The 13124-nt window shown below is 62.8% G+C and carries 14 protein-coding genes; 5 read left to right on the top strand and 9 right to left on the bottom strand.

Features of this window, described 5'->3' with window-relative positions:
- Nucleotides 1–22: 22 nt before the first annotated feature.
- The 3 genes from QCE58_RS21065 to QCE58_RS21055 form a co-directional block, all read right to left on the bottom strand.
- The gene (locus QCE58_RS21065; RefSeq protein WP_250521975.1) at nucleotides 23–1780 is read right to left on the bottom strand and encodes an IlvD/Edd family dehydratase; all 1758 of its coding nucleotides are present in this window, start codon (nucleotides 1778–1780) and stop codon (nucleotides 23–25) included.
- A 77-nt stretch (nucleotides 1781–1857) separates the two neighbouring features.
- Nucleotides 1858–2688, bottom strand: coding sequence for a siderophore-interacting protein (locus QCE58_RS21060; protein ID WP_250521974.1), 831 nt, complete (start codon nucleotides 2686–2688; stop codon nucleotides 1858–1860).
- A gap of 13 nt (nucleotides 2689–2701) precedes the next feature.
- Nucleotides 2702–3466: a PadR family transcriptional regulator gene (locus QCE58_RS21055; protein ID WP_409014136.1), complete on the bottom strand. Its 765-nt coding sequence runs from the start codon at nucleotides 3464–3466 to the stop codon at nucleotides 2702–2704.
- A gap of 121 nt (nucleotides 3467–3587) precedes the next feature.
- On the opposite strand from QCE58_RS21055, the gene QCE58_RS21050 reads away from it, so the two are divergent.
- From QCE58_RS21050 to QCE58_RS21040, 3 genes are all read left to right on the top strand, one after another.
- Nucleotides 3588–4169, top strand: coding sequence for a flavin reductase family protein (locus QCE58_RS21050; protein ID WP_008348308.1), 582 nt, complete (start codon nucleotides 3588–3590; stop codon nucleotides 4167–4169).
- Nucleotides 4170–4274: 105 nt separating this feature from the next.
- The gene (locus QCE58_RS21045) at nucleotides 4275–4874 is read left to right on the top strand and encodes a LysE family translocator (RefSeq protein WP_250521972.1); all 600 of its coding nucleotides are present in this window, start codon (nucleotides 4275–4277) and stop codon (nucleotides 4872–4874) included.
- A gap of 34 nt (nucleotides 4875–4908) precedes the next feature.
- Nucleotides 4909–5676: a class I SAM-dependent methyltransferase gene (locus QCE58_RS21040; protein WP_175981054.1), complete on the top strand. Its 768-nt coding sequence runs from the start codon at nucleotides 4909–4911 to the stop codon at nucleotides 5674–5676.
- Here the strand turns inward: QCE58_RS21040 and QCE58_RS21035 are convergent.
- The 5 genes from QCE58_RS21035 to QCE58_RS21015 form a co-directional block, all read right to left on the bottom strand.
- Nucleotides 5649–6101, bottom strand: a complete 453-nt coding sequence (locus QCE58_RS21035; protein ID WP_008348304.1) for a hypothetical protein — start codon at nucleotides 6099–6101, stop codon at nucleotides 5649–5651. The genes QCE58_RS21040 and QCE58_RS21035 overlap by 28 nt on opposite strands.
- Entirely contained in the window at nucleotides 6101–6898 is a 798-nt protein-coding gene (locus QCE58_RS21030) for a beta-ketoacyl synthase chain length factor (protein ID WP_250521971.1), read from the bottom strand. The genes QCE58_RS21035 and QCE58_RS21030 overlap by 1 nt, the downstream gene beginning before the upstream one ends.
- Nucleotides 6895–8100 carry a beta-ketoacyl-[acyl-carrier-protein] synthase family protein gene (locus QCE58_RS21025; protein ID WP_250521970.1) on the bottom strand — a complete coding sequence of 402 codons (1206 nt, stop codon included), beginning with the start codon at nucleotides 8098–8100 and terminating at the stop codon, nucleotides 6895–6897. The genes QCE58_RS21030 and QCE58_RS21025 overlap by 4 nt, the downstream gene beginning before the upstream one ends.
- 80 nt (nucleotides 8101–8180) lie before the next feature.
- Nucleotides 8181–8903 (bottom strand): bifunctional 2-polyprenyl-6-hydroxyphenol methylase/3-demethylubiquinol 3-O-methyltransferase UbiG, encoded by a 723-nt coding sequence (locus tag QCE58_RS21020; protein WP_250521969.1) that lies wholly within the window; start codon nucleotides 8901–8903, stop codon nucleotides 8181–8183.
- Between the two features lie 182 nt (nucleotides 8904–9085).
- A complete protein-coding gene (locus tag QCE58_RS21015) occupies nucleotides 9086–9454 on the bottom strand; it encodes a hypothetical protein (RefSeq protein WP_175981049.1) in 369 nt (122 codons plus the stop codon).
- Nucleotides 9455–9807: 353 nt separating this feature from the next.
- On the opposite strand from QCE58_RS21015, the gene QCE58_RS21010 reads away from it, so the two are divergent.
- Entirely contained in the window at nucleotides 9808–11079 is a 1272-nt protein-coding gene (locus QCE58_RS21010; protein ID WP_008348295.1) for an MFS transporter, read from the top strand.
- Between the two features lie 103 nt (nucleotides 11080–11182).
- Nucleotides 11183–12328 (top strand): mandelate racemase/muconate lactonizing enzyme family protein, encoded by a 1146-nt coding sequence (locus QCE58_RS21005; protein ID WP_309780215.1) that lies wholly within the window; start codon nucleotides 11183–11185, stop codon nucleotides 12326–12328.
- A 19-nt stretch (nucleotides 12329–12347) separates the two neighbouring features.
- Here the strand turns inward: QCE58_RS21005 and QCE58_RS21000 are convergent, their stop codons facing one another.
- Nucleotides 12348–13034 carry a GntR family transcriptional regulator gene (locus tag QCE58_RS21000; RefSeq protein WP_175981043.1) on the bottom strand — a complete coding sequence of 229 codons (687 nt, stop codon included), beginning with the start codon at nucleotides 13032–13034 and terminating at the stop codon, nucleotides 12348–12350.
- Nucleotides 13035–13124 lie beyond the last annotated feature (90 nt).

The raw sequence follows: 13124 nt of genomic DNA, 5'->3' as shown, positions 1-13124 counted from the left end.
ACGCTCAAGTGGCCTTTCGAGCCTATCGGCGCGGTATCACCCCGCGGGTCTGCGTAGCTCGAAGAAAGTCGAAGTCGACGCCTTTGTCCGCCTGGGTGACGGTGTCATAGAACAGCTTGCGATAACCGCGATCCGCAGTGGGAATCGTGACCGGCGACCCTTTAGCGCGCGCTGCGAGTTCTTCATCGCTGATGAGCAGACTGATCTCGCGTTTCGATACGCTCAGGCGAATGCGGTCGCCCGTTCGAACATGCGCGAGCGGACCGCCCACCGCCGCTTCAGGCGTCACGTGCAACACGATGGTGCCGAACGCAGTACCGCTCATGCGTCCATCCGAGATGCGGACGATATCCTTGACGCCCTTTACCGCGAGCTTGCGCGGGATAGGGATATAACCCGCTTCGGGCATGCCCGGCGCACCCTTCGGCCCGATGTTCTTAAGCACGAGGATATCGTCGGGCGTGACATCGAGATCATCCGAATCGATGCGTGCCGCGAGATCGGCGCCGTTCTCGAACACGACCGCGCGCCCTTCGTGTTCCATCAACTTCGCATTCGCCGCCGATTGCTTGATGATCGCGCCGCCCGGCGCGAGATTGCCGTCCAGCACCGCGATGCCGCCTTGCGGATAGATCGGCTTGTCGAAGGGGCGCACGACATTCTGCGCGAAAGCGGGGCCCGCAGCATCGATCTCTTCGCCGAGCGTGCGGCCCGTCACCGTCAGCGCGTTCAGGTTCAATAGCGGCTTCAATTCGCGCAACAGCGTAGCCATGCCGCCGGCCTTGTGAAAGTCCTCCATGTAATGCGATCCGGACGGCTTCAGATCGACGAGCACGGGAGTCTCGCGTCCCATGCGATCGAGCGCTTGCAGATCGATGTCATAACCCATGCGTCCCGCGATCGCCGTTAGATGCACGATGCCGTTGGTCGAACCGCCTATCGCGAGCAGCACGCGCATTGCGTTCTCGAATGCTTGAGCCGTGAGGATCCTGTCGATGGTGAGATTCTCGCGCGCCATCTGCACGGCCTGCGTGCCAGTGAGCTCGGCGACGCGCATACGATCCGACGTCACCGCAGGCGGCGAGGCGCCGCCCGGCACGGTCATGCCGAGCGCTTCGGCGATGCACGCCATCGTGCTCGCCGTGCCCATCACGGAACATGTCCCCACGCTCGCGACGAGTTGATTGTTCACCGCTGCGATTTCCGCTTCGTCGATCTCCTCCGCGCGAAAGCGGCCCCAATAGCGCCGGCAATCGGTGCATGCGCCGACGCGCTCGCCGCGATGGGCTCCCGTAAGCATCGAGCCGGTGATGAGTTGAATCGCGGGAATGCCCGCCGATGCCGCGCCCATCAACTGCGCGGGCACGGTCTTGTCGCATCCGCCGATCAGCACGACCGCGTCCATCGGTTGCGCGCGGATCATCTCTTCGGTGTCGATCGACATTAGATTGCGCAGATACATGCTCGTCGGTTGCGAGAACGATTCGGCGATCGATATGGTCGGGAAATCCATCGGCAAGCCGCCCGCGAGCATCACGCCGCGTTTGACGGCTTCGATGAGTTGCGGCGCATTGCCATGACACGGGTTATACGCGCTGCCCGTATCGACGATGCCGATGACGGGCCGATCGAGCGCACTATCGGTATAACCCGCGCCCTTGATAAACGCCTTGCGCAGAAAAAGCGAGAAGCCATTGTCGCCATAGCTCGTCAGCGATTTGCGCAGGCCGCTCGGTTGCGCGGGTTCGTCGTCGGACTTTTTCTTGAACGTGTCGGTCATGGTCGCCCTGCCGTGTGATAAGCGTTGAACGTCTCCGTGCCTCGATTATCACCGGTTTATCGTCGGGCGATCGCGAATCAACCGTCGATCGTTTCGTGCACGCCTTGTTCGCCGCGTTTCCAGTAAGCCGAAGCGCGAATGCGTTTCTTGTCGATGCCGCGTTCGTCGCATAGCAGCTTGCGCACTTCGCGCATGAGCGTGGCTTCGCCCGCCGCCCACACATAGCCTTCGCCATCGGGCACATAGGTTTCGCGAAGGGCGAGCAGCAACGCGCCGCCGGGATGTGAGCTTTCGTTGCGATAACACCATTGCGCGTACAGATCGGCGCGCGTGTCGAATTCGATGCGCGCGGAAGGATCGGCCACTTCGATGAGCGTCGCGACGCGCGTGCCTTCGGGCAGTTCTTCGAGACGACGCGCGATGGCGGGCAGCGCGGTTTCATCGCCGATCATCAGATGCCAGTCGAAGTTAGTTGGGATGACGAACGAACCGCGCGGTCCACCGATACCGAGACGCTGACCGGGCGCGGCCTGCGCGGCCCAGGCCGTTGCGGGACCGGCTTCGTGGAGTGCAAATTCGATATCGAGCTCGCGCGCATCACGGTCGAAACGACGCGGCGTGAAATCGCGCGCAATCGGACGCGGTTTGGCCGGATCGAACTCGGGACCGTTCGGACCCGCTTGCGGCAGCGCGGGCAGGGTCTCGCCCGGCGCGGGGAAAAACAGCTTGACGTGATCGTCGAACGATGCGCTGACGAAATCGTCGAGCGAGTCACCCGTGAAGGTCACGCGCACGAAGCGCGGATTGAGCGCCTGGACGCGCGTGACTTTCAGCAGCCGAAACTTGAGCGCGTGGCGCACACGCGTGACTTCGAGATCGGGCCGGTCTTGCAGGATGGAATCGGTCATCGTCTTTGGCTCCTTACGCCTGCTTCGGCGCCGGGTTTTGTTCGATTTCGGCCGTCGCGCGCGCGAGGATCGCGGCGATGCGGCGTTGTTCTTCCTGCGATGCGTCGGTGCGCAAGAGCAGCGCCTTCTTCAGCGCGCGGCGAGCGGCGATCAGCTCGGGCGCCCAGCCGTTGTCGGCGGCGGCGTCGTCGACTTCTTCGCCCATGTACGCGCGGCGCACGAGATCCATCTTGCGGGCGAAATGCGTGAGCTTCGCGAGCATGATGTCCACGCGTTCCCGATTGGATGCGAGGTATTCGCGGCCCGCGTCGGAAAGGGCATAGCGCTTGCGGTTGCCTTCCAGCTCGACGGTCGTATAACCGAGCTCTTCGAGATAGGTGAGCGCCGGATAGACCATGCCGGGACTCGGCGCGTAGAAGCCGTTGGAGCGGTCTTCGAGCGCCTTGATGAGTTCATAACCATGACGCGGTGCTTCGGCGAGCATTGCGAGCAGCAACAGTTGCAAGTCGTCCGACGAGAACTTGCGGCCGCGCGGCATGCCGTCTTCGCCGCCGAACCCGCCCATGCCGCCCATGCCACCGGGGCCGCCGCCGAAGCGACCGCCGCCGCCATGGCGATGACGGCCGATCATTCCCCAACGTTCGAAAGCGAATCGTTCGTGCCACGCTGGGGCGTCGAACGCAGAACCATCAAAGCCGAATGCGCGGAAACCGCCGTCACGCGCACGTTGAAAGCAGCGGGATTTCATAGGGAACACTCCAGATATGTCGTAAAACATATCTAAAGATATATATCGTAAGAGTGTCTGTCAAGAAGATCTTCTTCGGATTGATCGGCGGACGCGCGCATTTTGAACGCCGCATACAATGGCCCGCATTGTCTTTTGCACACATAAATCCATGAGCCATTTCCGTCCCGTCAAGCTGGAGCACGCCAGCCGCCTTATCAACCACGGTCCGACCGTTCTCGTCACCAGCGCGCACGGCGCGCGCCGCAACGTGATGGCCGCCGCCTGGTCGATGCCGGTGGAGTTCACGCCGCCGCGCATCGCCGTCGTGATCGACAAGCGCACCTACACGCGCGAGCTCGCCGCCGCGAGCGGCACGTTCGGCATCGTCGTGCCGGGTGCGGCGATGATCGATCTCACGTACGCCGTCGGCTCGACGAGCGGGCGCGAGATCGACAAGTTCGAGGCCTTCGGAATCGACATCGTGGAAGGGCCGGTGCTCGGTCTGCCGCTCATCGAAACGAATTGCGCGGCTTGGCTCGAATGCAGGCTGATCGACGAGAAGCACACGGAAGACGCCTACGACACCTGTTTTGCCGAAGTCGTCGCAGCCGCTGCCGATTCGCGCGTGTTCGTCGACGGCCACTGGATCATCGACGAATCGAATCAGCCGCTACACACGATTCACCATCTCGGCGCGGGGAAGTTCGTGCGCGCGTCGTCGATGGAGCAGGCGAAGCCGCTTGCGCGCTGACGCCGTCGATGCGCCCCTGGACACGCTAGCAAACCTTGCCGCGCGGCAGGAACGGCATCGAATTATGGTATTAAGCACGTTGCATCCAATATTCAAAACCGTTTCATGCATTCAAGCTCGCAGGCCGCGCTCCTTTTGCTCGGCATCGTCATCATCCTGATCACGCCCGGACCGACCAACACACTGCTCGCGACCGCGGGCTTGCGTCGCGGCGTCAGGCGCGCCACGCCGCTCATGGCCGCCGAGCTCGCCGGCTACCTCATCGCAATTTCCGTCTGGGGCTATCTCGTCACGCACGCGGCCGGCTTTCTCACTTGGCTCCCGACATTTCTGCGCGTCGCGTGCAGCGTCTACATTGCCTATCTCGCCGTCGTGATGTGGCGCACTGCCGTCTCCCTGCCGACGTCCGCGCAAAAGACGGTCGGCATGCGCACCCTCTTCGTCACCACATTGGTCAATCCAAAGGCGATGCTCTTCGCGAGCGCGATCTTTCCGGCTAGCGCCTTCGGCAATGCCGTCGTTTATCTTCAGACGATGTCGATTTTCGCCGCCGCGCTGATTCCGATCGGCTTTCTGTGGATCACCTTCGGCGCGGCGCTCGGCACCGGGCGTCTCGCGTGGCTGAGTCCCGATCGCGTTCAGCGCGGGGCATCGATCGTGCTGGCCACGTTCTCCATCGCGCTTGCGTGGACGGCGCTTCACTGAAGCGATAAAACGAACAGCGAAATCTGGAGACTGAATGACCTCTCATCGGCGCGATCCCCTCGACAAGAAAGCTCCGCACGAGCCGCTCACCTCCTACTACGCCGACGAATCGAAAAGGCGGGTCTGGCTGCGCGGCATCTTCGACCGCACCGCATCCGACTACGACGCGATCGAACGCGTGATGGCGCTCGGTTCCGGTTCGTGGTATCGAAATCGCGCGCTGCGATCGGCGGGACTCGCGCGCGGCATGCGCGTGCTCGATGTCGGCATGGGAACGGGGCTCGTCACGAGGGAAGCGGTCGCGATCACCGGCGATCCGGCGCTCGTGACCGGCGTCGATCCGAGTCCGGGCATGGTCGGCGAGGCGCATCTGCCGATCGGCGTGCAAACGCGCATCGGCACGGCGGAAGATCTGCCGTGCGAGAACGCCGCCTACGATTTTCTGAGCATGGGCTTCGCGCTGCGTCATGTAAGCGATCTTTCGAAGGCCTTCGACGAATACTTCCGCGTGCTCGCGCCCGGCGGACGGCTCTGCGTGCTGGAAATCACGCGGCCCGGGCATGGTATCGGCATCGCTGCGCTGAAGTTCTATATGCGCGGCGTCGTGCCGACGATCGCGCGCATCGTCGGCAAGAAAGGGGAAAGCGTCGAGTTGATGCGCTATTACTGGGACACGATCGAGGCCTGCGTGCCGCCCGCCGATGTGATCGCCGCGATCGAGCGCGCCGGTTTCATCGACGTGCGCCGCGACGTCGAGCTCGGCATCTTTTCCGCTTATTGCGCGACGAAACCGGCGCGCTGAGCGGCGTCGAGAATCACCGCAGCGCGGCCGCTCAGCAGCAGCCGGCCTGCGCAGTGAACGGTGAAGCGGTAGAGCACGGTGTTGTCGTCGCCGCCCATGCGTTGGGCTTCGATATCGAGCGGGGCGTCGAGCGTGTCGAGCCGGTCGATGTGCGTTTCCACGCCACGCACGCTGGTCAGCATCCCGACGCGCGGTCTCGCTTCGTTCGATGCGACGAGCGCGCCATGCGCCGCCATCGCCTGCGCCGCGTATTCGATGCCGCATACCGACGCGAGACGTCCCTTCGAGCGCAAAGGATTATCCGGCGAAACATGACTCGTCGCGGTGCAGCGGATGCGCTTTGCATCCCACGCGACGACGCCATCCAGCAGACACATGGAGCCGCTATGCGGAATGCGCGCGGCGATCCAGTCGCGGCCGAACATCATGACGGCTCGACGCTCACGGCGAGCTGCGTGCCGTCGAGATAATCCAGCACGACGTTCGCCGCCCGCCGATGCGCCAGCGCGTCGAGCAACGGCAGCGCGCGCGCGGCGGGATTCGACAGGCGCAGCGCTTCGAGATCGGCATCGGCGAAAGCGGAAGCGTCCTCGTCCGACAGATGCGCTTCGATGCGCCCGAGCGTCCGCTCGCTCTCATGCGGCGCGAGCACCAGCGCGACGCCGAACGCATCGACGATGGGACGCACTTGGCGCAACGGCTCAGGATAGTCCGTGTCGTAGGCGACGAGCAGCGTCGCGGCGCCATCGACGCTCACTTGCGCGAGGCTTTCCAGCAAGCCGGCCGCGAAGCTGCCGTCGTACGCGCACAGCACATTCGACGCGGCCATCGCGCGCGTCGCGATGCTCCAGTAGCCCGCGGGCGCGTTGTGGACCGAGTTGTGGAAGCGCGTCGGCGAGAGCTGCGGTTCGGCGCTCGCGAGGGTTTCGCAGATCGCGTGGAAATTCCCGCCGTCGCCGCCGGATGCCGCGAACACGGCGGCGAGCGTCGCGGCGTCGCGGCCGCTCTGCGCGACCGCTTCGTGCGCGGCAGCGAGCGCCGCGCGCACGACCGGCCCGGTGCGGCGGCGTTCGGCCGGCGGCAGACCGGCGGGCGTGGGCAGCACGGTTTGAGCGGCGTCGCGAACGGCGCGCTGCGTCAGCACGTCGGCGGCATGGGGCCAGCCGGCCAGGCCCGGACCAATCACGCCGATGCCTTCGATAAATGCACGCAATGGAGTCATGCCGATGCCGCTCCCTTGCGTCCGAACACGAGACTGCAGTTCGTCCCGCCGAAGCCGAACGAGTTCGACAGCACAGCCCGCAACGGCGCGGCGCGCGTCGTCAGCACGTAGTCGAGGCCGAGCGCCGGGTCCGGCTCGGTGGTATTGGCGCCTGCGGGAATCATCTGGTGCTGCAGCGTCAACGCGGCGATCACCGCTTCGAGCGCGCCGGCCGCGCCGAGCGTATGCCCGGTCGCGCCCTTGGTCGAGCTGCACGGCACGCGCGCGAACAGGCTCGTAAGAGCGCGGCTTTCGGCGGCGTCGTTGCTGGGCGTCGCCGTGCCGTGCAGATTCACGTAGCCGATGTCGCTCGCATCGAGACGGGCGCTGGCGAGCGCCTGTTCCATCGCGATGCGCGCGCCGAGTCCCTCCGGATGCGGCGACGACATGTGATACGCATCGCTCGATTCGCCGATGCCGAGCAGGCGGATCGCGTCGTCATCGGCGGGATCGGCCAAATCGCGTTCGAGCAGCGCGAACGCCGCCGCCTCGCCGATCGAAATGCCGTCGCGCTTCACGTCGAACGGCTTGCACGGACCCGGCGCGAGCAGTTCCAGCGAATTGAAACCGTAGAGCGTCGTGAGACAGAGCGTATCGACGCCGCCGACGATGGCCACATCGATCACGCCGCTTTCGAGCATGCGCCGCGCCGACCCAAACACCTTCGCGCCCGACGAACACGCCGACGACACCGACGCCGCCGGCCCGCGCAGCCCGAAATAGGCGCGCACGAAAGCGGCGAGCGAATAGGGGTTGTGCGTGTTGGCGTAATTGAAATCGGCGGGCAGCGCGCCCGTCCGGGTGTCGCGACGCCGGTAGGCGAGTTCGGTTTCGAGGATGCCCGCCGTGCTCGTGCCCATGAACACGCCGACGCGCTCCAAGCCGTAACGCGCGATCGCTTCGCGGACGCGGTCGTCGAAGCCGTCCTGCGTCATCGCGAGTTGCGCGAGCCGGTTGTTGCGGCAGTCGAACGCGGCGAGATCCGCGGGCACCGGCGCATCCTCGATGCCCGCGACGCGGCCCGTATAAGTGGCGAGCGCGGCGCCCTCGAAGTCGCACGGCGCGAGTCCGCTGCGTGCGTCCGAGAGCGCGGCGAGCGTCGCGTCGAGCCCGCGGCCCGCGCAACTCGTCGCGGTGAAATGCGTAAGCAGAAGAGGATTCACTACGGGCTCGTTTCCCTTGAGTCGGGAGCGTTCGAAAACGATGAATTGTAACAAACGAGGCCTTTGGACGATGCCGCCAATCAGCCGACGGGACGCGCAATCAACAGACGATTGGCGTCGTGCGCGCCGTGGCCCATCTGACGGATGGAGACCGCGAATCGCAGATCGCCGAGCAGCGCGAGCCATTGCGCCTCGCTGCGGACCGTCAGACCGTTCGCGCGCCCCGAACGCGCGATCTGCATGCCGAAATCGATGGCGCGATCGAGGCGCGCGTGCCAGCCGGCGGCGGCATCGCTGACGCGCAGCAGGAGCACGCCGTTCGCCGCGAGGCTGGCGCGCGCGCGGCGGAGGATCGACACCTGCGCGTCGGCATCGACGTAATGGAGCACATCGCAGGCGACGACGACATCGGCATCGGGAAACGGCGCCGCGCGAATGTCGTCGCACACGAATCGGATGCGCGCCTCGTGCGCCTGCAACGCGATGCGCGCCCAGGCGACGTCGCGCGGCGTCAGATCGATGCCGTGAATCGAGCGCGGCACGGGCGGCGCGGGCCAGCGCGCGGGCCACGCACGCTGGGCGTGTTCGCCATGCCACGCGTGCGCGCCGACGAGGCACGCGGCGAGCAAGCCCTGGCCGCTGCCGAGATCCAGGATGCGCGCGCCATCCGGAATCAGGCCGTGCGCGAGGATATGGGCGAAGAACGGATCGCGACGCAGCTTGGCCGATGCGAAGTGCCACGCGAACCGGCCCGCCGCGCGGTAGGGGCGGCTGGCGGTTTCGATGAGCGCGGCGGGCAGCATTCGGGCGAGGGTGAGTTCACGTATGCAACGGCCCCTGACGGGTCAGCCCCTCGACTATAGATTCAATCTTTCGAAAGCGCCGGAGATCGTTGAACATGTTCGAGTCTGAACACGTTGTTTTTTCCGCATCGCGACGAAGCACATCCGCGCGCGGATCGATCGTTGCGCGAAGATTTCGGCCCTCACAGACCGTCTGCGCTCGCGGGATTCTCGAAGTGATCGACGCAAAAGAACCTGACGTTTATTCCGTTTCGCGACGCGTCAAGTGCAAGTTGCACGCGGTTTTCGACGGTCCTGCTAACGGCGGTCGTTGCTTGCTCGACTGCCGCGTCTATATCCGCTTGCGCGGCCCGTTTTTGCGTGGCCAGCATCCTGAGCGAGCTTCGCAGATGCAAGAGATCCGCCTCGGCTCTTGCGAGATATCCGTGACTTTGATGCAAGCGTTCAATGATGCTGTCGAGCTCAGGCGTCGCTTCAAGTATGGCGACGGCTTTTGCGTCGAGCAAAGACCACAGCCTCGCTTCGGCGACGGCATCCGGATTCTGAACCACGTTGCCTCGAGTGCGAAGGGGCACTGGAAATCGTGATGCTTCTTGCGCTGGCACCTTTCATTCTCCTGTTTCGGTTTTGGCTTCGAAAAATTCGCTGACTGAAGGTCTTCGCTCAAATAGGACGTTGTCTATCGATCGTTCTTGGATGTTTAGAATTGCGAAGATTTAATAAAGCGAAGCGTGACACGCTACGGCACACAAATTGGTGTCTCATACATCAGATACTTCGGGTTGACGGAGAAAACGCTGCTGGATACCGTGTTGTCAATATTAAATAGGTATGTTGACCATTCGATATTCGGGAGGCATTTTTGGAGCGTCAGGAATTTGGGCCGCAGGTCATTCGAACGGTGATGTGGAAGATCGTGCCGTTCGCGTTCATTCTTTACTTCTTCAACTATCTCGACCGGGTGAATGTCGGTTTCGCGGCCCTGCAAATGAATCGGGAGTTGGACATTTCCCCGACCCAGTTCGGCACGATCGCATCGATGTTTTTTGCGTCGTATCTGCTGTGCCAGATTCCGGCCAACTTCGCGCTTCAGCGCTTGGGCGCGCGCCGCTGGATCAGCTTCATCGTCATAGTGTGGGGCGCGGTTACAGCACTGACATTCTTTGCCCAGACTGCGACCCACGTCGCGATCGCGCGCCTGCTGCTCGGCGTGTTCGAAGCGGGTTTCTTCCCCGGCATGATCTTCTATCTCGCCTGCTGGTTCCCTGCTCGCGAGCGAGCCAAGGTCACGTCGTTTTTCATGATGGCGATTGCCTTTTCCTCGGTCGTCGCGGGGCCGATGTCCGGCTGGATCGTCGAGCACGTCCACATGGCCGGGTATGGCGGCTGGCGCTGGCTATTCGCGATCGAAGGCGTGCCGACCATTCTGCTGGGCGGTCTGGCTTTCTTCATTCTGGTCGACGCGCCTGCGGATGCCAAATGGCTGAACAAGGATCAAAGAGCGTGGCTCGTAGCGGAGTTGCAGCGGGAAAGAAGCGCGCAGGGCGCCGACGAACAGCCGACGCTGAAGATGGTGTTGGGCAATTCGACGATCTGGAAACTGGCGCTCTCATACATGCTGATTCAAGCGGCCTCGCAAGCATCGAATTACTGGCTTCCGGGGCAGGTGAAGGGATTCGCGGCGTCCCTGACCGATACGCAAACCGGGCTCATCATGGCGCTGCCGTATGTCTGCGCGATGATATCGATGCCGCTTTGGGGCGCGCACTCGGACCGCACGGGCGAGCGCAAATGGCACGCCGCGCTACCGATGCTGCTTGCGGGTGTCGGCTTCTTCGTCATCGCGAGCGTTCCGTCCATGTCGCTTCGCATGGCTGGCATGGCGTTGTTTGGCGTTGGCATTCTGAGCTTCTACGGCCCGTATTGGGCCATTCCCCCTGCAATGCTGTCCCCGGCCGGTCTCGCGTTGAGCATCGCTTTTATCAACTCGTGCTCCAGTCTCGGCGGCTTTCTCGCGAACCAGGCGCTCGGACATGTCTCTCAGGCTTACGGATCATATGGCGTGTTCATGGTCGAGGCGGCTTTGTGCGTCGCCGCGTTCTGTGTGCTGGTCACGATGAGCATTCCTCGCCAGACACCGAAGGTCGGTCCGTCGGCGCAAACCGCGAACGCTTGACATCGTCGCATCGGGCTCCATCGAAGTCTCTCTGGAATATTGATCAATGAAAATAACGAACGTCGAAATATTCGATTGTGAAGTCAGCCGAACCGATCCGCGCATGGCGCGCTTCAATCCGGTCCTTATCCGTATCAATACCGATGAGGGAATCAGCGGCATCGGCGAAGTCGGCCTGGCCTATGGCGCGGGCGCAAAGGCGGGCGTCGGCATCGTGCGCGACCTGGCCCCGCGCATCCTCGGCAAAGATCCGATGAAGGTCGAAGCGATCTGGGAAAACCTGTTCCGCGCAACGTTTTGGGGCATGGGCGGCGGAAACGTCTTCTACGCGGGCATGAGCGCGATCGATATCGCGCTGTGGGACATCCGCGGCAAAGCCCTGCGCGCGCCGGTCTATCAGTTGCTCGGCGGCAAGACAAACGAGCGGTTGCGCGCCTATGCCAGTCAACTTCAGTTCGGTTGGAGCGACACGCATCAAATGCTTACACGCCCCGAGCAGTACGCCGACGCAGCACGCAAAGCCGTCTCGCAGGGTTATACGGCGATCAAGGTCGACCCGTTGCAAGTCGACCGCAACGGCGGCCCGCCGCTCGATTGGGAAGTCAACCAGAACTACTTCGGGCTGTTACGAGCGGACCAGTTGCGCATGGGTGAGGAACGGATCGCGGCCATGCGCGAAGCTGTCGGGCCGGACGTCGACATCATCATCGAAGCCCACGCGCTGCTTGGGGTCAACGCAGCAATCCAGTTCGCGCGAACTGTCGAGCCGTACAACATCCTGTTCTATGAAGAGCCGGTTCATCCGCTCAACATGGACAACATGGCGATGGTCGCGCGCAATACGTCGATCCCGATCGCGACCGGCGAACGCTGCTATACGCGTTGGGGTTATCGCGATCTGTTCGAAAAACAGGCCGTGGCCGTGATACAGCCGGATATTTGCCTTTGCGGCGGACTGACGGAGGCGAAGAAAATCTGTGACTATGCAAACCTGTACGACGCGACGATGCAGGCGCATATCTGCGGCGGGCCGGTCTCGACTGCGGCAGCGCTCCACCTCGAAGCCGCGGTACCGAACTTCATCATTCACGAGCATCACACGCACAGCCTGAAGGATTGCGTGCGCGAGTTGTGCATTCACGACTATCAACCCGAGCGCGGCGACTTCTCAGTCCCGGATTTGCCGGGGCTTGGGCAAGAACTGAACGATGACGTCGTGAAGCGGTATCACGCCTTCACGATCGAATAAGCGCACCACGCGCCCGGCCTTACTGCATTCGCGCGATGTCTGTCAACAGACGTCGCGTGCGCTCCGTGAAGCCACAGTTGATGTGTTCTGCAAGAATGATGCAGGCTCCGTCGACATCGTTTTCGACCAGCGCGCGGGTGACTGCACGATGCTCGTCAATCGATTTATTGATGTACTCGCGCGAGAACGTCAGGCGATTGCGCATCGCCAATACCTTCGTGCTTATCGTCGAGTAGCAATCGATCAGATAAGGGTTGTCCGAATGCCTGACGAGAATCTGATGAAACTCATGATCGAGCGCGCGATACGTTGCGAGCTCGAACGTTGCGTGCAAGGCGCGTGCAGCGTCGAGGTTCCGGTTCAGTTCTTCCATGAGGCGGGCAGCGTTCTCGCGCATGGCGGAGCGAATGGCGGCCTGTTCGAGCGTAATGCGTAGCGTACTGATGTCGCAGATGTTCTTGTCCGTCAGCGAGAACACATAGGTTCCCGATCGCGCTTTTATCTCGACGAGGCCGGCAATGCTCAATCGAAGGAGCGCTTCACGGACGGGCGTTTTGCTCAAGCCAAAAAGGTCGGACAGCCTGGATTCCGTGACTTGTTCCCCAAACTCCAGTTCTCCATTGACGATCAACTGTCGTAGCCGCTCCTCGGTGATCTCCGCCAGTGACTTCGGTGCATCAAAAGCAATTCGTTCAAGCCCTCTCACAGTCACCCCTTATCTTCGTCATCCGACATATTGTTTACGGAAAAAGACACATCGCTTCGGATCCAAGCATACTTTGCGACTGTGGCTTTT

The sequence above is a fragment of the Caballeronia sp. LZ028 genome, assembly GCF_031451415.1.
Classification (GTDB): domain Bacteria; phylum Pseudomonadota; class Gammaproteobacteria; order Burkholderiales; family Burkholderiaceae; genus Caballeronia; species Caballeronia zhejiangensis.
Note: the sequence above shows the minus strand (reverse complement) of the source record. Positions and strands in the feature narration are given on the sequence as shown.

What these genes read in the sequence shown, in the direction of transcription:
- QCE58_RS21065 (WP_250521975.1), bottom strand. Translation starts at nt 1,780, where the DNA reads ATGACCGACACGTTCAAGAAAAAGTCCGACGACGAACCCGCGCAACCG.
- QCE58_RS21060 (WP_250521974.1), bottom strand. Translation starts at nt 2,688, where the DNA reads ATGACCGATTCCATCCTGCAAGACCGGCCCGATCTCGAAGTCACGCGT.
- QCE58_RS21055 (WP_409014136.1), bottom strand. Translation starts at nt 3,466, where the DNA reads ATGTTTTACGACATATCTGGAGTGTTCCCTATGAAATCCCGCTGCTTT.
- QCE58_RS21050 (WP_008348308.1), top strand. Translation starts at nt 3,588, where the DNA reads ATGAGCCATTTCCGTCCCGTCAAGCTGGAGCACGCCAGCCGCCTTATC.
- QCE58_RS21045 (WP_250521972.1), top strand. Translation starts at nt 4,275, where the DNA reads ATGCATTCAAGCTCGCAGGCCGCGCTCCTTTTGCTCGGCATCGTCATC.
- QCE58_RS21040 (WP_175981054.1), top strand. Translation starts at nt 4,909, where the DNA reads ATGACCTCTCATCGGCGCGATCCCCTCGACAAGAAAGCTCCGCACGAG.
- QCE58_RS21035 (WP_008348304.1), bottom strand. Translation starts at nt 6,101, where the DNA reads ATGTTCGGCCGCGACTGGATCGCCGCGCGCATTCCGCATAGCGGCTCC.
- QCE58_RS21030 (WP_250521971.1), bottom strand. Translation starts at nt 6,898, where the DNA reads ATGACTCCATTGCGTGCATTTATCGAAGGCATCGGCGTGATTGGTCCG.
- QCE58_RS21020 (WP_250521969.1), bottom strand. Translation starts at nt 8,903, where the DNA reads ATGCTGCCCGCCGCGCTCATCGAAACCGCCAGCCGCCCCTACCGCGCG.
- QCE58_RS21010 (WP_008348295.1), top strand. Translation starts at nt 9,808, where the DNA reads ATGTGGAAGATCGTGCCGTTCGCGTTCATTCTTTACTTCTTCAACTAT.
- QCE58_RS21005 (WP_309780215.1), top strand. Translation starts at nt 11,183, where the DNA reads ATGGCGCGCTTCAATCCGGTCCTTATCCGTATCAATACCGATGAGGGA.